This is a genomic window from Sphingomonadaceae bacterium OTU29LAMAA1, assembly GCA_024072375.1.
Taxonomy (GTDB): domain Bacteria; phylum Pseudomonadota; class Alphaproteobacteria; order Sphingomonadales; family Sphingomonadaceae; genus Sphingomonas.
Genome location: CP099617.1, coordinates 3071468 through 3094356 on the forward strand (window position 1 = coordinate 3071468; position 22889 = coordinate 3094356).

13 protein-coding genes and 1 pseudogene are annotated in these 22889 nt (G+C 64.6%); 10 read left to right on the forward strand and 4 right to left on the reverse strand.

Annotation, left to right across the window (positions count from 1 at the left end; all coding sequences use genetic code 11):
- Nucleotides 1-48 precede the first annotated feature (48 nt).
- Complete coding sequence (locus tag NF699_14935; GenBank protein USU04324.1) at nt 49-645, reverse strand: FKBP-type peptidyl-prolyl cis-trans isomerase; 597 nt, start codon at nt 643-645, stop codon at nt 49-51.
- Between the two features lie 549 nt (nt 646-1194).
- Here NF699_14935 and rsgA point away from each other — a divergent pair.
- On the forward strand, nt 1195-2229 hold the full coding sequence (rsgA, locus tag NF699_14940; protein USU04325.1) for a ribosome small subunit-dependent GTPase A: 1035 nt from the start codon (nt 1195-1197) through the stop codon (nt 2227-2229).
- Nucleotides 2230-2438: 209 nt separating this feature from the next.
- Here the strand turns inward: rsgA and NF699_14945 are convergent, their stop codons facing one another.
- A complete protein-coding gene (locus NF699_14945) occupies nt 2439-3233 on the reverse strand; it encodes a hypothetical protein (GenBank protein ID USU04326.1) in 795 nt (264 codons plus the stop codon).
- A 265-nt stretch (nt 3234-3498) separates the two neighbouring features.
- Here NF699_14945 and NF699_14950 point away from each other — a divergent pair.
- Nucleotides 3499-3717 (forward strand): annotated as a pseudogene (locus tag NF699_14950) (integrase core domain-containing protein).
- Between the two features lie 482 nt (nt 3718-4199).
- On the opposite strand, the gene NF699_14955 reads toward NF699_14950, so the two are convergent.
- Nucleotides 4200-5222, reverse strand: a complete 1023-nt coding sequence (locus NF699_14955; GenBank protein USU04327.1) for a LacI family transcriptional regulator — start codon at nt 5220-5222, stop codon at nt 4200-4202.
- Between the two features lie 244 nt (nt 5223-5466).
- Between NF699_14955 and NF699_14960 the strand changes: the two genes are divergently transcribed.
- A complete protein-coding gene (locus NF699_14960) occupies nt 5467-7698 on the forward strand; it encodes a TonB-dependent receptor (protein ID USU04328.1) in 2232 nt (743 codons plus the stop codon).
- A 49-nt stretch (nt 7699-7747) separates the two neighbouring features.
- On the forward strand, nt 7748-9940 hold the full coding sequence (locus tag NF699_14965) for a glycoside hydrolase family 3 C-terminal domain-containing protein (GenBank protein USU04329.1): 2193 nt from the start codon (nt 7748-7750) through the stop codon (nt 9938-9940).
- 511 nt (nt 9941-10451) lie between these two features.
- Here the strand turns inward: NF699_14965 and NF699_14970 are convergent.
- Nucleotides 10452-11879, reverse strand: a complete 1428-nt coding sequence (locus NF699_14970) for a PLP-dependent aminotransferase family protein (GenBank protein ID USU04330.1) — start codon at nt 11877-11879, stop codon at nt 10452-10454.
- A gap of 54 nt (nt 11880-11933) precedes the next feature.
- Here NF699_14970 and NF699_14975 point away from each other — a divergent pair, with 54 nt between their 5' ends.
- The 6 genes from NF699_14975 to NF699_15000 all read left to right on the forward strand — a co-directional run bounded on the left by NF699_14975 (nt 11934) and on the right by NF699_15000 (nt 22133).
- Entirely contained in the window at nt 11934-14675 is a 2742-nt protein-coding gene (locus tag NF699_14975; GenBank protein USU04331.1) for an insulinase family protein, read from the forward strand.
- Between the two features lie 43 nt (nt 14676-14718).
- Nucleotides 14719-17034, forward strand: coding sequence for a TonB-dependent receptor (locus tag NF699_14980; GenBank protein ID USU04332.1), 2316 nt, complete (start codon nt 14719-14721; stop codon nt 17032-17034).
- 20 nt (nt 17035-17054) lie between these two features.
- Nucleotides 17055-18848 (forward strand): ABC transporter ATP-binding protein/permease, encoded by a 1794-nt coding sequence (locus NF699_14985; GenBank protein USU04333.1) that lies wholly within the window; start codon nt 17055-17057, stop codon nt 18846-18848.
- A gap of 70 nt (nt 18849-18918) precedes the next feature.
- Complete coding sequence (locus NF699_14990) at nt 18919-19242, forward strand: thioredoxin family protein (protein USU04334.1); 324 nt, start codon at nt 18919-18921, stop codon at nt 19240-19242.
- On the forward strand, nt 19239-20078 hold the full coding sequence (locus NF699_14995) for a hypothetical protein (GenBank protein USU04335.1): 840 nt from the start codon (nt 19239-19241) through the stop codon (nt 20076-20078). The genes NF699_14990 and NF699_14995 overlap by 4 nt, the downstream gene beginning before the upstream one ends.
- A gap of 30 nt (nt 20079-20108) precedes the next feature.
- On the forward strand, nt 20109-22133 hold the full coding sequence (locus NF699_15000) for a M3 family metallopeptidase (protein ID USU04336.1): 2025 nt from the start codon (nt 20109-20111) through the stop codon (nt 22131-22133).
- Nucleotides 22134-22889 lie beyond the last annotated feature (756 nt).

Consider the following 22889-nt stretch of genomic DNA (forward strand, 5'->3'; position numbering starts at 1 on the left):
ATGCGTGGTGTGGTGCAGCGCGGCACCGGCGCTCCGGAGGAAACCCGATCACGGCTGAGGTGGGGTGCTCCTTGGCGCCGCGGGTTCGGGGACTTGAGCATTGTTCATGCTTTCGACCTCGGCGGCCGTCTTGAAGTCGAGCAGTTCGACCTGGAAGACGAGATCGGAATTGGCGGGGATCGGCCCCGATGCCCCGCCGCCATAGCCGAGTGCGGCGGGAACGCAGAACCGCGTGATGCCGGACCGCGCCATCGTCCGCAGTCCCTGCGAAAATCCCGGAATCACGCCGTCGACTGGCAAGGGCGATCGCATTCCCTGGTCGAATACAGCCCCGGTCGCCGCAAGATAGCCGACATAATTCACCAGGACGACGTCGCCCGCGCCAGGTTTGGCGCCGGCGCCGGTCCGTAGCGTCGTCGATCCCAGACCAGACGCTGCCGTCGTCGAACACACGCGCTGCCCCGCCGGCACGACAGGGTTCAGCGGCAATGCGATGATCGCATTGTCAGCCTTGATGGGTTGCGGTGCCGCGGCACGCGGTTTTTGCCGGCGGGCCTCAGCTGCGCTTGCCGGCAACGGGGCGGTGAGCAGCGACAGGAGCGTGGCGAGAATGAAGCGGGACGACGCGGGCGGAAAGAATGGCATGGGACCGGCTATATGCAAGGCGTGAGCGCAGCGCCATTGGGATCGCCATGCGGCACGATGCGGATCGGCTCCCCAACCGCGGCAGTCGACCGGAGCCGCTATCAGGCTGCCTCGACGCTGACCGGGCGCGGACGTCACGCGGCAAGCCGGTGTTGGTCATGGTGGATGGCGAGGGCAATCGACGCGGAAGTGTGTCGAGATGCCCGTCGCAACAAACACGCTGCACATCCTCGGCCGGGTTTGTTCACGACGACGTTCGGCTGACAGCCACACGATGCGACGATCGAGCTGACCCTAGTCGTGTTCGAGGGATCAGTGTAGCGTTACCCTTAAGGTTGGTCGAAGTGGAGCATATCGCCCAAGCCGGACCCAAGTCTTGGAGCCACAGACATTCCACGTAAGCCGAATTACGATTTTGAGCGCCGCGAGCGTGAGAAGAACAAAGCCGTTGAGGCCGGGAAGAAGGCGCAAGCCAAAGCCGACAAGCGGGCCGCCGAGCAGCGAGTGCCGGATGCTCAGTAGGCGGGCGGCTCTAGATGCGCACACTGAATGATAGATGATCCTGTCGTCACGCTCGCGTATCTCGGCTGGAAGCCTTTCTTCAGCGAACAGGTTTCGATCGAAGAGGGTGTCGCTGACCAGCCCGTCCGTGTGATGTCCGTCCATCGCGGACGAGTTACGGTAATGGGCGAGGGCTTCGATGGCTCGATCTCGTCCAGTGCGGCCGGTGACGGAGCTGCGGAGGATCGCCCTACCGTCGGCGACTGGCTGCTGATGGATCGGGGCACCCGAACCATCGCGCGCATCCTCAATCGGACGAGCCTGTTCAAGCGACCCGCCCCGACTCACGACCGCCGCGTGCAGCTGATCGCTGCGAACGTCGATACGTTATTTGTCGTCACGTCATGCGATCAGGATTTCAACGTCGCACGTCTCGAGCGTTACCTGGTGCTCGCGCGCGAGACCGGCGTTCGTCCGGTGGTCGTCCTCACCAAGGCGGACCTGTCGCCGGCGCCCGAGCCCTTCGTCGCTGCCGCGCGCGCTCTTCAGATGGCATTACAGGTAGAACTGGTCGATGCCCGCAACCCGACGAACGCAGCTCGCCTTGCGAGGTATTGTGGGGCGGGAGCGACGGTCGCGTTGGTGGGATCGTCCGGGGTCGGCAAGTCGACGCTGATCAATACGCTGATCGGATCGGACGACATTGCCACGCAGGCTGTTCGCGAGGACGACGGCAAGGGCCGGCACACAACGACCGTTCGCCAGATGCACCGCCTTGCCGGCGATGCGGGCGGGGGCGGGTGGCTGGTGGACACACCGGGTATGCGCGAGCTTCAGATGTCAGAAGTGGCGTCTGGCGTGACCGAGGTGTTCGAGGATGTCACGAGCCTGGCGCTCGCCTGCCGCTTCGCCAATTGCGCCCATGCCGATGAGCCTGGCTGCGCTATCCGGGCCGCGACGGCGAGCGGTGTGCTCGATCCCTCCCGCGTCGCGCGATGGCGCAAGCTGTCGCAAGAAGATCGGGCGAACAGCGGCGGCGCGTTTGTGCGCCGCCCTCGCCCGGATAGGGGCGGGAAGAGGTGATGACAGCCTCCCGCTATTTTCGGATATCCGCGTCGAAGCGGTGAGTACTGGCCGATTGGCGCATCAAGAGCTCTGCAAACGTATGCCCAAAGGGGGGGGGCATGTTTTGCAGGTCAGATGTTGGGAAGCGGCACTCCGTCCAGAGAGGCATCATCATCGACGGTTGCGTGCTTCGTCCTCGCCATCGACGTGCCCGAGACAGTGACCTGTCATCGAGGCGAAGGGAGATCGGGAGGCGGGGTATCGCCAGGCGCATGAACCGGAGAAACCTCGGCACCGGTCGTCACCGTGTCATTGCTGCCCAGCGTCGCGACCACGGCCGGCGGGGTCACCACGATGGGGACGTCGATGGTTCGCACCACCGGTGGCGGAGCCGGCTGATAATAGTCGCGCCAGGCGTCGAATGCCGCGTAGAATTCGACGAACGGCCGGTCGAGCCGTCCCAGAGCGGCCCGGGCGAAGGCCGGCAGATCGTCATCCGCGACCTGACCGACCTGCGCGATCTCCACGCGTGCCACCGCGCAAAAGGCCGCCCGCATCACCGGCTGCGCGTAGAAATTGTAGATGCGAGTCTGATTGTCGTCGTAGACACGCTGCCAATCCCACCAACCGGGCGCTTGCCATTCCCGCAAATAGGCTTGGTAGTACCGATCGATCACGGTCGCATGCGTCTTGATCCACGCATTGTAAGGTTCGACGACCCCGCCACCTGCCTGATCGCAGCCGAGCGCGGCGACGTTAAGCGCGTTGCGCAGATGCCAAACGGCCGCCTGATCGGTGTTGTCGAGATTGGGCGTGAAATAGTTGCCATCGGCGCGCTTGGTCGGACTCTTCATGCCGATATAGCCACCTGCCGGCATCGGCGGGGGAGGCGGCGGCAATGTCGCGACAACCGGTGGCGGCTGCACAGGAGTGGGCGGAGTGGCGCAGCCGGACATGGCGAGAACCAGTCCGCCCAGCAAGCCCCAGCCGAAGTTCGCCCGTAATTGCATCGTCTCGCTCAAATCATCCGTTGCGGCGCCCTTAGGGCGTACCGGATGAACGTCACAAGAATGGCGGATATCCCCTTGCCCCCTCCATGCGTTGAATCGGGGTTGCGGTCGGTTGAGGGGTGGATGCCGATCTGACCGTTTGCGGTAGGCACCGCCTCATGTAGCGCTTCGCGGCTATGGGTAGGAGTTGCCGGGAAGAGCGGTGCTTTACTTCGCCTCGCCATCGATCATCACGATGTCGCCTTCGGCCCGGACGTGCAAAGCTTCGGTCAATTGGCTCTGGCGGTCGCTGAAATACGAATGCGTCTACCTGAATGCATTCGAGACCGGCTCCGAGCTGCGGACCGGGCTCGGCGGATGGATTGCCTATCACAACGGGCAGCGGACTCACTCCCGCCTCGCCTGCCGAACGCCGGACGAGGTGTATGGGCAGATCGCGGCAACGCCACATCCGGGTGATGCCCCGGATGTGGCGTTCACCGGAATGGCGGCGTAAACCAACCAGGGTATAGCCTAGCTCAGCCGCCAAACCGTTCAGGATGGCGAGACCACCTCAAGGCTTGGTGGAGGAACTCTAACGAGAGGCGTCCTTACACGTCGCTTGGCTGGCTGGATGACGCCGGTCGAAGATACTGCCGCAGTGGTCGCCAAGGCTGCCGAATGAACGCCGGAAACTCACCCTCAGCCTGAATGAGAAACCGAGGAGCCTCGGTTCGAGATGAACAGATGACAGTAGTTGGAAGGCGGGCAGGGGCCTCCAAATGGCTGCGGTCGGATCATCGCAAATTTACGCGGTCCGGCTGTTCCCGCCCTGGCCGAAGACAGGCCATCGACGTAAGACCCTGACACAATTGCAGAATATGGCTTGGATTCGATTTATAGCCTCGGTGCGCCGGAGACGCTGGTTTGCCGTCATTCCAAGCGGCGGCCGGTGCCTGTCCGCCAACCTTCTACGAGGCCGAGCCGCCCTCACCGCGATCACTTGGTCATACCTGACGGTAGCGACGGAATTGCCGTAGTTTCACCAGGTACGAACGTCACTTCGAAGATTGAGGCGGCCGCGGCGTGCGGCTCGATCAATCCCTTGACGGCAGCGGCTGCCATCGCCGCCACCGGCTGGTGGATCGTCGTCAGGCGCGGGCGCACCAGCGATGCGGCGACGCCGCCGTCAAAGCCTGCTACCGATAGGTCGGTCGGGATTGCCAGTCCAGCTGCGCGCACTTCCCACATGAAGCCGATCGCGATCGCGTCATTGAAGGCGAACACGGCTGTCGGCCTGTCCTCCAGCGCAAGGAATCGTCGCGCTGCCGCAGCCCCGACATCCACGAATGATTGAGGGACAGCCGGGCCGTCGCGATCGGATGCATCGAAGGCATCGCCATAATCGCTCCACTCGATGGCCCTGATCCGGGCAGGATTGCCGCCCGCCGCGGCCCAGCCCTGTTCGAAGCCATCGCGACGTAACATCGCCGCACGATGCAACGGTATGCCGAGCAAAATGGCTGCGCACTCGTGGCCGAGCGAGCGGAAATGCCGACCGATCATGGCAGCACCGTCGAACTCGTGGCACGCAACCTCGCTGGCTGATCCAAGCGGCGTTGCGGGTGACATGCGACAAATGGTGATGTCGCGCGCCTGAAGGGCGGCCAGCAAGGTCGTATCATCGCTTACCGGTGGAAGGGTCAGGACGCCGTCGACCGGATTGCTATCCAGATCACCCAGAATACGCCCGAGATCATCCGCCTGATAATCCTCGACGATCAGTTGAAAGCCGCCGAGGCGGCATGCGGCAAGTGCGCCCTGAATTGCGGCGGCGGAATAAAGCGAATCGATCCGGTTCGTTATCAACATGATCGTTCGGCTGGAATTGATCTTGAGCGCGCGAGCGGCATGATTCGGCCGAAACCCGAGACGGTCGATCGTCTGCCTGATCGCGGCTCGAAGCGGTTCGGCTACCCCCGGTTCGTTGTTGACGACGCGAGAGACGGTCTTTGCGGACACGCCCGCTTCCCGCGCGATATCAATGAGGCGGATGCGTGTCCTGTCCTTCAAACTCGATCCCTCCGCCCGATCACCAAAGCCCCCCTTAACACCCACGATGCACGCTAACTACGTCAACGTTGTCTATCATTGTTGACAACGTTGACGTTGATCTACATCAGAGTGTCAGCTTCGGTTGGAGCAAGATGCTGCGATCTATCAAGAGCCCGAACGGGCCGGCGATCGACAAGAGGGGGAGGATGGTATGAAGCGGTCTCTACTGGCACTCGGCGTTTCGATTTCCGCGCTGACTTCGGCGCCTGCCTGGTCGCAGAGCACCACTGCGGCACCGCCCATCGCCGCCGATGGGGTCGCCGCATCTTCTGCCGAGGCAATCGCTCAGGACAACGGCGAGGCGCCCGAGGGCGACATCGTGGTGACCGCAAATCGCGAGACATCCCTTTTGTCGCGCACCCCCGCTGCGCTGACCGCGTTGACGGGCGACACGCTGATCCAGGCCGGCATCACCAGCCCGACCGCTCTGGCCGATCTTACGCCCAACGTCGCCATACAGCGCGACAATGCGCCGGCTGCCGGCGGCGGCCTGCAGATCACGATCCGTGGCGTGACCAGCACGGATGCCACCGAGAAGGGGGATCTCTCCGCAGCCTTCCTGCGCGATGGCATCTATATCGCACGTCCGCAGGCGCAGGACGTTTCGTTCTTCGACCTTGCGCGCGTCGAGGTGCTGCGCGGCCCGCAAGGCACGTTATACGGCCGGAATACGACGGCAGGCGTCGTTAACGTCATCTCCGCCCGACCCGCCCAACGCTTCGAAGTGTCTGGCCTGGTCGGCTATGGCAGCTTCGGCAGCCTTCAGGCGACCGGCGTCGTCAATCTGCCTTTATCCGATTGGCTCGCCGTCCGGGCTGCGGTCAATCTGGAACGGCGTGACAACGTCGTCGAGACATCCGTCAGCCGGATCGATATCGATCCGTCGCGAAACAATCGGTCGATCCGTCTCTCGGCGCTGGCCGACCTGGCGTCCAACGTCTCCTTGTACCTGCAAGCCGATTATTCGGTAATCAAGGGATCACCATTTGCGGTGGTGCCGGTGACCAACTTCTTCCGCGGTCCGTTCACCGCCGATACGACACCGATCTATTTCGACTCCTCGACACGGGCGCAGCGCACGACCAGCCGGATCATCCCCTGGCGGGAATATCGCGACAATCGCGATCGCGGTGTCATGGCCGAATTCAACTGGGATTTCGGCCCGGCCAAGCTGACATGGCTCGCATCCTATCGCGAATTCGAACGCGACGAGCGGCGGCACGCAGGCCCGACGGCGTCGTTCCGCAGCACGTTCGACGGCACGTACCGGCAGCATTCCGAAGAGGCGCGGCTCGCCTTCGGCGGCAGCGGGTGGTGGCGCGCTCAAGTGGGCGCCTTCTACTTCCGGGAAACATCGAAGATCGACACGACCGTGATCGAAGCCAACCGTCGGTTCGTCCAGAATCCCACGGTGTCGGAGAGCAAGGCCGCGTTCGGACAGACCACGCTGACCCTTGCCGAAGGACTGAACCTGACCGGCGGCGTCCGCTACTCTCACGACGACAAATCCCGCACGGGCGCGATCACGGCCGATACCCCCGTCAGAACGATTGTTCAGGTCAATGATGCGAAACGATCGTTCAGCCGGGTGACGTGGCGCGGCGGCGTCGACTATGATGTTCGTGATCTGGGCCTCGTCTACGGCAGCATGTCCACCGGGTACAAGGCGGGCGGCTTCAACGACGGCTGTCAGGTTGGCTCAGGCCCCACCTGCACGCTGTCGGAACAGCAGCTTTACTACGAGCCCGAAACGCTGACGGCCTATGAAGTGGGTTTCAAATGGCGGCTGGGCGGTCGTGCCCTTCGGCTGAATGGTGCGGCGTTCCATTACGATTACAACAACCTGCAGCTCAGTCAGGCGAGCTTTTGCGCAGGAATCAACTGTTCGATCACATCCAATGCCGCCCGCGCCAAGATCGATGGCGTCGAACTCGAGGCAATCATCCGACCAGCCGATGCGCATCAGGTCGATCTGGGTCTCAACTGGCTCGATGCCCGGTATGCCGACTTCATGCCGACCGCCACCGTCAGCTTCGCCGGACAGGCGTTGTCGCGTGCCCCACGCTGGTCATGGTTCGCCGGCTATACATACACGCGGGTGCTTGGAGGCGGACAGCAACTCTCGGCCAATGTCCGCACACGCTTTTCCGATCGGTATGACCTGACGGATCTGGCGACACGGATTCACTTCTATCAGCCGAGCTTCACCAAGACCGACGCGACGATCACGTTCGCGCCCGCGGACGAAGCGTGGAACCTGCAACTGTTCGCCAAGAATCTGGAGAACGCGATGGTGCTCACCTTCGCCCGCAACTCGGCGGGAGCCGAGGCGGCGTTCGAGGATCCGCGCACGCTTGGCGTGCGCGCGACGTTCAAGTTCTGATCGGGGCCATGCGCGGCGTGGTGACGTCGAACGCTGGTGGAGAGGCGAGATGATCCGGGAAACTGTCGGCGCTGCGTTGCTGCTGGCCACGACGGGCGCCAGCGCGGCGGCCGACAGGCGTGGCGACGACTGGCCGCGCGCGACCGAAGCCGCCATGACGGACGCAGAGCGCGTCGTCCTGACGAGCAGCATGATGCCGCTGCCCGATGGTCCGCTCGGCGACCAGATTCCGGAAGGCGCGGTGAAGGGCGCCGGCTATGTCGCGCCTATTCCCCGTCTGGGTATCCCCGCGCTGACCATCAGCGACGCCAGCCTGGGCGTGTCATGGGCACTGGGCGCCCGTGGATCGCAGGGTGCGACGCCGCTGCCCTCCGGCACCGCAATGGCCGCAACCTGGAATGCCGTCCTCGTCCGCAAGGCCGGTGCGATGATCGGTGCGGAGGCGCGTGCGAAAGGATTCAACGTACTGCTGGCAGGGGGCATCAATCTGATACGCGATCCACGCGGTGGCAGGAGCTTCGAGTATCTGAGCGAGGATCCGCTGCTGTCGGGCGTTCTGGGCGGTGAGGCGATCGCCGGCGTCCAGTCGAACGCGATCATGTCCACGGTCAAGCACTTCGCCTTCAACAATCAGGAAACCGGGCGTCACTTCGCGAACGTACGGATCAGCGAGGCCGCAGCGCGCGAAAGCGAATTGCTCGCATTTCAGATCGCGATCGAGCGCGGCAAGCCGGGCGCCGTCATGTGCGCCTATAACCGGGTCAACGGGCCATATGCCTGCGGAAGCGACTGGCTGCTCAACACGGTGCTGAAGCAGGACTGGAAATATCCCGGCTTCGTCATGTCCGACTGGAATGCGGTCCATTCGGTGGAATATGCCATGCATGGTCTGGATCAGCAGTCGGCTGGCGAGCTCGACGCCCAACGCTACTTTCAAACGCCGTTGCAACAGGCGGCCGCACGGGATGCTGCCTATCGCGCGCGGCTCGCGGACATGAACCGTCGCGTGCTTTACGCGATCGACGCGAATGGCCTGCGCAGCCGGCCCGTACGACCCGGCGGTTCCATCGACAAGGCCGCCAATGCGGCGATCGCGGAGGAGGTGGAGCGTCAGGCGATCGTCCTGCTGCGCAACCGCGGGCATGTGTTGCCGCTGGCGTCGAAAGTGGCGTCGATCGCGGTCATCGGCGGCTATGCGGACGTCGGCGTGCTCTCGGGCGGGGGGTCGAGTCAGGTTCACGTCGATGGCGGTCCAGCCGCAGCTCTCCCCGGTGGCGGCAAGGGCCTGTTCAACGGTTATGAACAATATCAGCGCGTAACCCCGCCGTTGGCGGCAATTCGAAGCCGGGCGGGAGAGAAGGTGTCGGTGACCTTCCGCACCGGCGCGTATGTCGGCCAGGCAGTCGCCGCTGCGCGCAAGGCCGACGTCGCGATCGTGTTCGCCAATCAATGGCAGACGGAAGGGTTCGACCAGCCCGATCTGTCATTGCCCCGCGGTCAGGACGCTCTCATCGAGGCTGTCGCTGCCGCCAATCCCAACACCATCGTCGTGCTCCAGACCGGCAGCGCCGTGGCCATGCCCTGGCTGGATCGCACGGCGGCGGTGATCGAGGCCTGGTATCCCGGCGCTCGCGGAGGCGAGGCTATCGTCGCCGTATTGTTCGGCGATGTGAACCCCTCCGGACGATTGCCCGTGACCTTCCCGGCAGACACGGCGCAGCTGGCACGCCCGCTGATCGACGGCAGCGATACGCTCGAACCGCTCGACGCCGGCAAGCCGCAGCCCGGCAAGTCCATGACCATCGACTATAGCGTCGATGGCGCCGATGTCGGTTATCGCTGGTTTGCGCGCATGGGCCACAAGCCCTTGTTCCCCTTCGGGTTCGGCCTGTCCTACACCGGCTTTTCGACATCGCGGACGGTCGTTCGGAACGAGACCGCGGAAGTCACCGTTCGGAACACGGGCTCCCGGTCCGGCGCTACCGTCGTGCAACTCTATCTCATCCGTCGCGCCGGTGTGCCGATGCGCCGGCTGATCGGCTTCCAGCGCGTGAATCTCAAGCCCGACGAGCAACGTCGCGTCGTCGTGCCGCTGGATCGCCGCGTCATGGCGGATTGGCGGCAGGGCGCATGGCACTTGCCGGCGGGCCGCTACGAAATCGCGGCGGGTGATAATGCCGAGGCGCTGGGCGACAGATACACGCTCGATCTTCCTGCGCGATCATGGTCGGTCGGCCATTGAAGAGCTGAACTGGCTTGAACATGCCGGGGGCGTGAGGCGGTGGAGTGCCTTGCTGAAGTTGAGATATAGGTGTCGACGTAGCGGATTTGCGCCTTGTTAGCCTAGGGTCCGGACTTATCGGTTATAGCCAGACGACGACGGTGGCTGCGAGCGCGACGATGGCTAGGCAATGCCGAACGCCAGGAGATCGGACGCTTGGCCAACAATCGGTGGAGAATTCTCATCTGCCGTTCTGACGACGAGAGCGGTCGATGCTTCGCTTCAGACAATTGAAGACGCTACAGAAGTTCGCCTTCGTACACGCCAACATCCACAATAACTTCAGTCTGAAGCGCCGTCTCACCGATCGACAGGCCTGCGGGAAACGACGCCCCGCGGCTTGGCGGCGTGGCAGATCCTTGCGAGCCAGGCCGCCAGCGTCAAGGAACCAAGTGCATCATGTGGAGAGTGGTTCGTGTTGGACTGACAGCATTTTACCGAGGACAGGCGATCGTTGGCCAACGCCGCGTCGTCAGAGACAGGCAGACAGCGCCGTCACTGCATCTCCGCTGGTCGTGGTAACATTGAAACGCATATAGGACTGCGCGTTCTGCAAAGGCGTGAAATGCTTCGCCGGTGCCGTGAGAAACCCTCGCACTGACATGCGCGTGCCCACGGCGGCCGCTTCGACGTTTTCCCCGAGCGGGAGCCACAGGAACATGCCTGGCCGGCTGGGGGGGAGGGGCAGCCCGATCGACGCGATATGCTGCCGCAGCGCGACCATCTGGCACGCCAGGCTAGCCCGGATGCGCTCGCACCGCCGTCGATACGACCCCTCGTTTAACAAGCGATACACGGTCCGTTCGGCGACGATCATGTTACCCAGGCCCGCTACGGGGCGATAGGCACGGATATAGCGCATGTGCGCCTCGCCAGCGACGACATATCCGGAGCCGATCGCCGGTGAGACGGTGCGCGAAAAACCAGTGATGTGGATTACCCAGCGCAGCCGATCGAGCAGGATCAACGGCACCATCGACTGGTTTTCAGTTCGGGGCAGCAAGTCGGCGTAGCTGCAGTCGTCAATGAGCACCATTCCGAATTCGGCGGCCATCTCGATCAGCGTCTGTGCTTTATGCAACGTGATCGTGGTGCCAGTAGGATTGTGCAGCAGCGAACTCAGGACGAACAGCTTTGGACGGTATCGTTCGCACAGTTCGCGCAGGACATCCATGTCCGGTCCATCCACGAGCCGGGGTACGCGGCGGATCTCTGCGCCTTGTGCCATCAGCGTGTTCATGTGGATGAACGAACAGGGGTCTTCGACCAGTGCTACACTCCCTGCCCGTAACAGCGCCCGTACTACCAGACTGATCCCGGCAGTAGCGCCGGGAACGGTGACGATATTGTCGATCGCAAAATCGACGCCGCCTTGTCGTAGCGCGCTCTGGAGCTGTTGGCGCAGAGGCAGATAGCCCAGCGGATCGCCATAGCCGCTATCGAGGCCAAAACCATTAGCCACGACACTGCGCAGCACACGGGCGACCTCCACCTGTGCAGCGCCTCCATGACGAAGGATGCCGCTGCCCGGTTGATGATCGAGCGAGAATTCCGAGTGCAGGAGCCACGTCGGATCCTGGGGATGCCGCTCGTCGATCGATCCAATGGAGGATGGGGACGGATCCAGTTCCGCCACGAAATACCCCGACCCCCGAACCACATGCGCACGCCCGCTGGACACAAGCCGGTCATAGGCACGAAGAACGGTATCGCGACTGACACTACGGCGCTGTGCCATATCGCGAACCGACGGCAGTCGCTGACCGACCGCGAACGAACCGTCGATGATCATCCCCGCCACATCCCTGTAAAGACGGTCGGACAGAGTCATTGTCGTATTGTTGCGCAATAGACCGTTCAAACAACTGTCAGGCTCAGTAGAGTGGAACGGGTCGGTCATATTATTGCAAATTGTACTGGCGCCTTTGTGATAGCAATAGGTCATGAGATCATCATGACGGTTCGATGGCGCCTATTATTCACTGTCTCGATGCTGATCGGATCGGCTGCGGCTCCTGCATGGTCGCAGCAGACCCGGCCGGCTTTGAACGGTGGAAACGCCGGCATCATTCCCGTCGGAGTGCAACGCGCGACGACCTTCACCCTGCTCAATGGGTTGAAGGTCGTCGTCCAGCCCGACCGTCGGCTGCCCATCGTCACCGCGATCGTGATTTACGACGTCGGAGCGAAGGACGAGAAGCCCGGCCAGTACGGCTATGCCCATCTGTTCGAACACCTCATGCTCGGCGGCAGCCGACATTGGGATGAGGATGCGGTGCGTGCGCTGACCGGCTTGGGTGCGTCGGAACTGAACGCCACGACGACAGAGGACCGGACGATCTTCTACGAAACCGTGCCGCGTGCCGCGCTGGAACGGACGCTGTTCCTGGAAGCCGACCGCATGGGCTATCTGGCCGCGGCGCTGACCCCGGCCAAGGTGGCGCGCGAAGTGAATGTCGTGCTGAACGAGAAGCGGCAGCGCGGGGGTGCTCCTTATGGCACCGACTGGATCGCGATCGCGGCGGATATGTATCCGGTAGACCATCCGTATCACCACGGCGTGATCGGCAGCGAGGCCGATCTGCGCGCGATTACGGTGAAGGACGCGAGCGACTGGTTCGACGTCTATTACGGCCCTGCCAACGCATCCCTGATCCTGACCGGCGACATCGCGCCGGACGAAGCCCGTGCGCTGGTCGAGAGATATTTCGGCAGCCTGTCGCCGCGCGCGCCGCTGAATCGCGTGCTGACGCGCGTCTCACCCTTGCCGGGCGCATTGCGCCGAGAGACGTTCGAGGCGGTGCCGGGGGCCAGGATCTATGCGACCTATGCCGCACCGCCCGCCGGCACGCCCGATATCGCGAACCTCGACCTTATCGCGCAGATCATGGCCAATGGTGCGACATCGCGATTGAACCATCGGCTGGTCGACGAGCTGGGCATCGCAACGGTTGCGATGGTCACGTTCGACGAACGGCGGCTGTCGAGTCAGATGGGTTTCGTCGTCGAGGTGAAATCGCCCGACCAAGTCCGGCGCGCGGAGGCCGAACTCGAATCCGCAATCGCCCGGTTCGTCGCCGACGGCCCGACGCTCGAGGAACTGACGCGGGCCCGCGATGCGCGGATCGGCTATGTCCGCCGGTCGCAGGACAGCACGTTCGGCAAGGCATTCCTGCTGATGCGCGGCGCGTCGATGACCGACGATCCCGATTATGCAGCCACCTATGTGCGCCAGTTGCGCGCGGCAACGCCGGAGAGCGTGCGACGGACGGCGGCGGCGGTCTATGGGCGGCCGGGTCACCGCCTGATCGTCCGGCCGCTGCCGGGTTGGAAGGCGACGGCCGGCGGCTACGACCTGGCGCAGGGCCCACCGGCGATGGGTCCGATGGTGCCGATCGCCTTCCCGAAGGTGGAACGCGCCCGGCTATCGAATGGGCTTGAGGTCGTGCTCGTGCCGCGACCCGGCACCGCGATGGCGGAAATGTTGCTGCGGTTCGATGCCGGTGCGGCGAGCGCGCCGGGTCCGGTGGACCGCATGGCCATGGCGATGTTGGCGGACGCCACCGGACCGCTGGCACCACGGGTCGAGGCGCTGGGTGGTAACCTGCGTACCAACGTTCGGCTCGACGACTCCGACGTGTCGCTGTCGATGGATACGGCGAAACTGGCGTCGGGTGTCGCGCTTTTGGGAGATATCGCTCGCCAGCCGAGCCTGACTGCCACCGCGCTGGCCAGGGTCCGGGACACTGCGCTGGCTGAGGCCCGCGCGGAAATGCTCGGTAGGCCATCGGCCCAGCGGATGGTGCGCAACGCCATCTACGGAGCGGCGCATCCCTATGGCGCGAACGCTGACGCCGCGGCTGACATTCCGGCGATCACGGCGGTCGATCTGTCGGCGGTCCACGGTTGGCTGCGCGGGCATGTGCGACCCGATCGGGCCCGGCTGTATATCGCGGGTGATACCAGCATGGCCGTACTGCGCCCTTTACTGGAAACGGCACTGGGTGGGTGGACAGGCGTCGGGCTCGCAGCGACCGACCCGCCGATCCCGACGGCGGTCGCGACGGTAGCGCCCCGCCTGATCGTCATCGACAAGCCTGGCGCCGTCCAGTCCTACATTCAGGTCGCACGGACGATCTCGCCGACGTCGGCCGACGACGATCTGGCGCTCGATGGTGCGAACGAAGTCTATGGCGGCACGTCCAGCGCGCGGATCGGCACGACGCTGCGCCAGGACAAGGGCTGGACCTATGGCATCGGGTCGGGGACCGGCGACGCGCGGGGGCAGCGGATCTGGGAGATTGCCGGGTCGGTAGACCGCGACCACACCGGCGAAACGATCGCCGAGCTGATCCGCGAGATGCGCGCAATGACCGGCGACGCACCGCCCACCCAGGCTGAGCTCGACCGTATCGCCAATGCCAGCATCAACCGCATCGCCGCGCGCCTGGAAGGCAATGCCGACGTGCTGACGGCGATGGCAGACAGCGAAACCTATGGCCGGCCCCATGACGCGATCATCCGCGATCCGATGAAATTGCGCGCGCTGACCGTCGCGGGCGTGCGCCAAGCCGCGGTCGACCTGCTCGATCCGGGCAGCATGCACTGGGTGGTGGTGGGCGACTGGGACCGGATCAAGGGGCAGTTTGGCGGGCTGGGATTGGGAGAACCACTCGTCCGTCGCGCACCGGACTAGCCCGGAATTCGATGTTCAAGATTTAAAAGGGGGAACGACAACCATGAACTACCGGGTTTCACCACTGGTGCACGCCGCGGCTATCGCCTTGACGTCGTCGGCGGCAGCGTTCGCATCGCCGGGCGTCGTGCAGGCGCAGACCGCCGCGCTCTCGCTGCCCGCCATGCCGCTCGACCAGGCGCTGCAACGGATCACTTCCTGGTCGGGGCAGTCGCTCAACATCGATCCCGACGCCGTGCGGACCCTGACGTCCAAGCCGGTCGTGGATGCGAAGTCCGCCGAGGATGCCGTCCGCCAAGCGACCGACGGGCTGCCGATCGCACGGCAGCGTGGGGACGACGGCAGCCTGACGATCGCCAACGACATCGTCGTCATCGCCTCTCGTGACGAAGCAGAAACGAACGTCCTCGTTCGCGGGGCCACCACCTCATCGCGGCTGGGCCAGTCGCTGCGCGATCAGGCACGCAATACCCAGGTCATCTCGTCCAAGCTGCTCGAACAGCAGCAGGCGCGAACCCTATCGGAAGCGCTCGCCAACGCCGGCGGCGTCACCGTCAATGCGACGACGATCCAGAGCGGCGTCAGCTATACGATCCGCGGCTTCAGCTCGAATGGATCAGTCAACGGCTTGCCAACCCCGTCGGGCAGCAGCTTTGCCGCCGGCACGAGCCAGCCAATGGCCAATATCGAGCGGCTGGAGGTGCTGAAGGGGCCGGATGCGATCCTGCTCGGTGGCGACAATCTGGGCGGCACCGTCAACATCGTCACGAAGCGTCCGAGTGCGGACGAGCGGCTGTACGTGTCCGCTGAAACCGGATCGTTCGGGATGGTGCGTGGCACAGTGGACGCCAATCGCGCGATCAGCGCTGACAAGCGCTGGAGCGCGCGCATCGTCGCGACCGCCGCGACGGCCAGCCGCAATTTCGGGGGCTATCGCGGCAACGAGGATTATCTGTTCGCCCCGTCGCTGCGCTTCAAGAACGGCGACACCGATGCGGTCGTGTCGGCGACGATCGGCAACCAGATCTTCGGTTCCGTGCCCTACGCCATCATCAATCCTGCGACGAAGCGGCCGTTTGCCCTGCCGACCGGTCGGCCCGTCATCGGCCCGAAGAACCAGTTCGTCCAGATCGAAGCGACACAGTTCAGTGGCGAGGTGACGCAGAATGTAACCGACTGGCTGACCGTCGTAGTCCGCGGGCAGCACCAGGAAACCAGTTTCGGCCTGACGCAATATTCGCCGTTCGTGTTGCTGGCCCCGACCGGCCTGTTGCTGGTGTCGTCGCAGGGCGTGCGTCAGAAATCAAATGTCGACGCGATAGACGCGTACGCGCGTGCAACGTTTCAGACGGGGCCGCTGTCGCACAAGATCGTCGCGGGCCATTCTCGAATGTATGAAAATATCGTGGCGCAGAACGGCCAGAACGGCGGCTTCCGTCCGTACAACCTGTTTACCGGCGCGCCACCGTTACCCACGCTGGCGAGCGTCTACAGCTTCTCCAACGCGCTCGATAACGAACGAATGGGATATTACGCCCAGTATCTGCTCGGCTTCGGGCGGCTGCACCTGCTGGCCGGTGTCCGGCACAACCGGACTCGTATCAGGTCGGAAGTTTTCCGTGCCGGCAAGACCGACGATCGCTCCAATGCCACGACACCCAATTACGGCGCGGTGGTCGACGTGACGAAGACCCTGTCGGTGTTCGGGACGCTGGCCTACGGCTTCCTGCCGACGTTCAACCTCGACCGGGCGGGCAATCGCCTGCCCGATGTCAAGACACGCAATGCCGAGGCGGGCATCAAATGGGATCTGTTCGGCGAGCGCGCATTGCTCAACGCGTCGTGGTTCAACATCCGCGAAAGCAACCGCATCGTGTCCGATCCGACCAACCAGCAATTCCAGATCGCACTGCCGGGCCAGCAGGGTCGCGGCATCGACATCAACCTGAGCGGCGAGCCGTTGCGCGGGCTGTCGGTCGTCGCCGCCTATACCCGGACCAATTATCGCTATCTCCGCCCGGTCGCCACGCTAGGCAATATCGTCAACGGCCAGCCGCGCGACGTCTACAGCCTCTATACCTCGTATCGGCAAACGCTGGCGCCGGAGGTTACCGCAGGTCTGGGCGCCGGGGTCAGCGGTCGGTCGCGATCGGCGATCGACCGAAGCGGCATCCTCTACGTCCCGGCATCGGTCCAGGCCGACCTTAATGCCTTCGCGACGGCGGGCAAGTTCGACATCAACCTGGGCGTGCGGAACCTGTTCGACCGCAACAACCTGTTGCCGACGATCGCCAGTTCCTTCGTGCCGATCGGCGAGCCGCGCAACTGGCGGTTGACCGTCGGTTACAAGTTCCGCTGACGGCACGGCCTGGTCGACAGATGATTCCGCAACCCACCCAAAGCGGGGAGGTCCGCCGCGAGGCGGGCCTCGCCGACCCGCAGCCGGCGGGCCTGCGCTGGCGTCACGCCTGGCGGCTGGCCAGCAGCTACTGGGCGTCGAAGGACTGGAAGTTTGCCTGGTTCGCGCTGCTGACGCTGCTCGTCCTCCAGTTCGGCACCGCCTATATCCTGGTCTCGGCCAACAGGTGGGAGCGGAGTTTCTTCGACAGCATCGAACAGCGCAATGTCGCGGTGTTCGGGTCGCTGATCTTCGTGTTTTTGGGCATCCTGGCGATGCAGGTCGGCCTGATCCTGGTGGAGGGGTTCGTCGAGCGGCTGCTGTCGATCCGCTGGCGCACCTATCTGACCGAACGTTACGTCGATCGCTGGATGGCCCATAACCGCTATGCCGAGATCGAGCGGCTGCGGATCATCGACAACCCCGACCAGCGTATCGCCGACGATCTGGAGCGGATCACCAGTTCCTCGGCCGGCGTGCTCAGCATCTCGCTGCGCATGGTCGGATCGATCGTGACCGGCATCAGCTTCGCGATGATCCTGCTGGAGACCGCTGCACCAATCCGGTTCACCGCATTCGGTATCGCGGTGGCGATCCCCGGCAGCACGGTCTGGTACGCTGTCACCTTCGTGCTGATCAGCTCATGGCTGACCGCCAAGATCGGATCGCCCTTCATCCGGGCATCGATGCGGCAACAGCACCGTGAGGCGGATTTTCGATCCGGCCTGATCCACGTCCGGCGGAACGCGCCTCAGATCGGGCTGGCCGGCGCGGTGTCGGTCGAACGCGAATCGCTGCGCCAGTCGTTCGATGCGGTGCGGCGCAACTTCCGGACCGTGATCTATACCTCGCTGGGCATCACCGCGACGCAGAGCGTGTACGAGCGGCTGGTTACCGTCCTGCCGCTGTTCCTGCTGTTGCCGCGCTATTTCGCCGGTGCATTCAGTTTCGGTCAGCTGATGGGCGCGCGCGATGCGTTCCAGCGGCTGGCATTCGCGCTGGGATACTTCATCCAGGCGTTCGAACGGATCGGCCTGCAGGTCAGTTATTTCAACCGCGTCAAGGGCTTGGACGACGCGATCGAGACCGAGCGGCCTGCCGGCATCACTGTCGGCATCGGTTCGGCAGCGGGCGTCGCGGTCGCCGCGACCGGCCTTATCCTGCGCCGGCCGCACGGCGAACATCTGGTCGAGGTCGGCGACTGGACCGCGCGCACCGGTGAACGTTGGGCGCTGCGCGGCGTGTCGGGTGCGGGCAAATCGATCCTCGTCCGCGCGCTCGCCGGCTTATGGCCCGATGGCCACGGTCACGTGGCCGTGGCAGGGAACACCCAGGCGATGTTCGTGCCGCAGCGGCTGTACCTGCCGCTCGGCGCGCTGAAGGCCGCGATCTGTTTCCCCGACCGGTCCGAGGCGCACGGCGACGCCGCGATCCTCGCACTGCTCGATCGCGTGCGGCTCGAACATCTGGCCGACGACCTCCACGCCGTGCGGATGTGGCAGGAGGAATTGTCGCCGGGCGAACAGCAACGAGTGGCGCTGGCCCGCATCCTGCTGCACCGACCGGCGTTGCTGGTGCTCGACGAGGCGACGAGCGCGCTCGATGGCGACAACGCCCGTCACTTCTACGACTGCATCCGCGAAACGCTGCCCGATGCGACGATCCTCAGCGTGATCCATGATGCGACGTTGATCGATCGTCACACCCACGTGCTGACCATCGCCGAAGGAGTCGCCGTGGCGGCCGTGGTTTCCGGAGATCGGCCAAACCGCTGATCGTCGCCTTGCCCCCAACTTCGAAGATACAGGACGGGCAGCGCCGCATGCCCGCGAGAGAGGACGTGCCATGACGAAAATCACCGATGTGACCGCCGCGACGTTCGATACAGCGGTCGCCGCCCGGGCCGGGCTGGTTCTGATCGACCTGTGGTCGCCGGGATGCGTACCCTGCCGGGCGCTGGCCCCGATCGTCGACGATCTGGCCGCGGACTTCGTCGGCCAGGTCGCGGTGTGCAAGATCGACGTCGATGCCGAACCGTCCCTGTCCGAGCGGCTGGCCGTCCGCGGCGTGCCGACGCTGGCGCTCTATCGCGACGGCAGGGAAATCGATCGCGTGCTGGGCATCCGTACGCGTTCGCATCTGTCGCAGTGGATCGAGGAGCATCTGTGATCCGCGCCTTTCATGGCGACCCGGCGATCCGGTCCGACGTGATCGCCCGGCTGGAACGGCATGCCGATGCGGGGACGCTGTCGTTCGGTGCCAGCCACTGGGACGGCACATCCGGCACCCCCCTGGGCGTCGCGGCGGAAAGCGCTGCGACCGAGGATTATGCCGCGCGGTTTGGCTATCCGCTGGCGCTGGCCGGGCTGCTCGACCCGATCGCTGCAAGCGTTCCTGCCTCCGCCTGCGACACCGCGATTGCGTGGCACCGCTGCGTAAGGCCGGGGACCGATCTGTCAGATGTCCCGCTGCGCATCCTGATTGATTTGCTGGAGCGGCTCGGCGCACCCGATCTGGCGCCGCGCCGCTTCGCCGTGGTGGTCGCCCAGCACCGTCGCGAGGCAGCCGGCTATATCGCGGATCGCGCCACCTGGACGCCGCTGCGCACCGCGATCGAGACTGAGGAAGCCGCCGCCGATGACGCTATTCGGGCGGCATTGCGAGCCTGCGCGCTGGCCTGTTGGCCGTTGGCGACCAGTCGTTCGGTTCTGGTCGGTCTGATCCACGACTGGGCGACCGCCATCCCCGTAGTGCCGGACCCCGATTTCGACGCTGTCCAGAAACAGGCGGCCGATGCGGCCCTCCACGCGCTGTGGGAGGAAACCCAGCCGCAGCGCGACTCTGGCGATGCAGTCCACCTTCCCGACCTGTTCCGCACCCGCCATCCCGAGCTGGCCCGGCGGTTCGAGGCTAATCTGTCATCGACCAACGCCGCCTATGCGGCGCGCGCCACCCAGCTGCCGACCATGATCCTGGCACACCTCGCCGCCGCCAGCGCGGCCTGATACAGCAATCCGCGTCTTCGAAGGACCATCATGACAGACCTGCTCTGCGACGTCACACGGTTGCCGCCCTTTGCCGCCATCGTGCCCGATGCGATTGCGCCCGCGCTCGACGCCGTGCTGCGCGCGCATGAGGCGACGGTCGCCCGGCTCAAACAGGCGCAGCCCACCGCCTTTGCCGACGCATGGCTGCCGCTGGAGCGCAGCACTACCGCGATCCAGGCGTTATGGTCGTCGGTCTCGCACCTCCACGCCGTCGCCGACACCGCCGAGCTGCGCGCTGCCCATGCCGCGGGAGAGGCGCGGCTGGTCGCGGCGACAATGGCCGTGCAGCAGGATCGCGCGCTATACGACGTACTCGCCGTACTGGCCGCCAGCGCCGATTTCGCGACACTTCCGCTTGCCGACCGCGGAGCGGTGGAGCACGCGATCCGTGACTTCACTCTCTCGGGGGTCGCGCTGGAACCGGATGCGCGTGCACGCTTCTCCACTATCTCGGTCGAGCTGTCCGAATTGTCGAACGGCTTTGCCAGCGCGGTGCTCGACGCGACGGAGGCCTGGACCGAGCACGTCACCGACGCGGGGCTGCTCGCCGGCCTGTCCGAGGCCGACCGCGCGATGCTGGCCGCCGCTGCCCGCGCGCGGGGGCTGGACGGCTGGGTCGTGACGCTCCACCAGCCGAGCGTGGCGGCGGTGCTGACCTTCGCCGAGGATCGCGGTTTGCGCGCCCGCGTCTACGAAGCGTTCGGCACGCGCGCGTCGGATCGCGGGCCCGATGCCGGACGGTTCGACAATTCGGATCGGATCGCCCGCATCGTGGCGCTGCGGCGCGAGGCGGCGGGGCTGCTCGGCTTCGCCGACCCGGTCGAATGGTCGCTGGCGACGAAGATGGCCCCCAATGCCGGCGAAGTGCTGGCGTTCCTGCGCAATCTGGCGGGGCGTGCGCGGGCCCCGGCGGAACGCGAAATGGCGGACCTGCGCGCTTTCGCCGCCGCCGATCTGGGCATCGACGACCTCCAGCCCTGGGACGTCGGTTTCGCGTCGGACCGGCTGCGCCGAGCCCGGCACGCGATCGACGAGGCGGAAGTGCGCGGATATTTCCCGGTCGATCGGGTCATGGCCGGCTGGCATAGTCTGCTGGAACGCCTCTACGGCATCCGTTTCGTCGCGCGCGACGACGTGGATCTGTGGCATCCCGATGCCAGATATTTCGACGCGATCGATGCCGACGGCACGGTCTTTGCCGGCCTCTACCTCGATCTCTACGCCCGACCGGGCAAGCGAGGCGGGGCGTGGGTGGCGAACGCGCGCCCGCGGCTGGACGATGGAGCGGCGCAGAGCCTGCCGGTCGCCTATCTGGTGTGCAACTTCGCTCCGCCCAGCGATACGACGCCGGCGCTGCTGTCGCACCGCGAGGTCGTGACGCTACTCCACGAAACCGGTCATTGCCTGCACAATATCTTCACGCGCGTCGATCGGCCGAGCATCGGCGGGATAAACGGCGTCGAATGGGACGCGGTCGAGCTCCCCAGCCAGCTTATGGAGGATTTCGCATGGGATCGCGGTGTCCTGACCGGCATGTCGGGGCATCACCCGACGAGTGCGCCGCTGCCACCCGACCTGTTCGATCGGATGATCGCAGCGCGTCATTTCCAGTCGGGCATGATGCTGCTTCGCCAGGTAGAGTTTGCGCTTTTCGACCTGTTATTTCATCTTGGCACGCTGGGCCACGATCCGATCACCGTGTTGGAAACGGTGCGAGACGAGATCGCTGTCGTCCGCCCTCCGGAATGGCATCGTTTTCCACATGCCTTCACCCATATCTTCGCTGGCGGCTATGCGTCGGGTTATTACAGCTACCTCTGGGCGGAAGTGCTGTCAGCCGATGGTTTTGGCCGGTTCACCGAGGCAGGACTTGTTGATCGCCTCACCGGCGAAGCGTTCCGGGACGAGGTACTGGCTCGCGGTGCGACCCGGTCCTCGGCCGACAATTTTCACGCTTTCCGGCGACGGGGCCCCGATTTGGGTGCCCTGTTGGCGAGGCACGGGCTGGCGTGATGGCGAACGACCGTCTCCATTGCCCGGGCGGGATACGGCGGATCGAGCCCGATTGTACCCGCAGCGCCGACACCCATTCAATGAGATTGCAGCTACCACGGTATCCGGGCACTACCCCCGCACTTGAAGGATAAACGCCTTGATCCGACGAGCAGCCTCAAGCTAGCCTGGCGCGACCGTTCTCTCTGTAAGCATTTCGCAAAACCGCATTGGCTCCGATGCCGTGGTGATCGAGGCGTCATCGGGATCGACGGCGGTGCCGGAGGCATATTTTCCCGGATACCGGGTTTGCGCTTCGTCGCGGTAGTACCGGCTCCCTGCGAGGCCGCAACTCGACGCGATCCGCTCTTATAGTGGCGGCACTCATGTGGCCGACGATCTGCGTACCGTCGAACATGCAGCCGTATGTTTGGCCGATACTGGATGCCTGTCTCTGGCGAATCATCGTGGCAATGTCCGCCGGAGCGGGCGATACACCACGCTCAACGTCGGACGACGCTCAAGCTTGGCCGAAGGCTTGAAACGGGGCTTCGCGGGCAATACTCACAACACAGACGCACCTGCTCATCTTGAGCGCCGCGCATCAAAGATAGTGCAGATCTGAACTGCTACGACTTGCACATCGGCCGCCCGTCGGATGCAAGGCGTGGTGTCATCGCTCCCCTCTGTCGGCGTTCCCATAACAGATACTGGCAACCGGTTCCGGGGTCTCGCCAAACGCGAACTTCCTCGCCGCCGGCTCTTTCGCCGCGAACC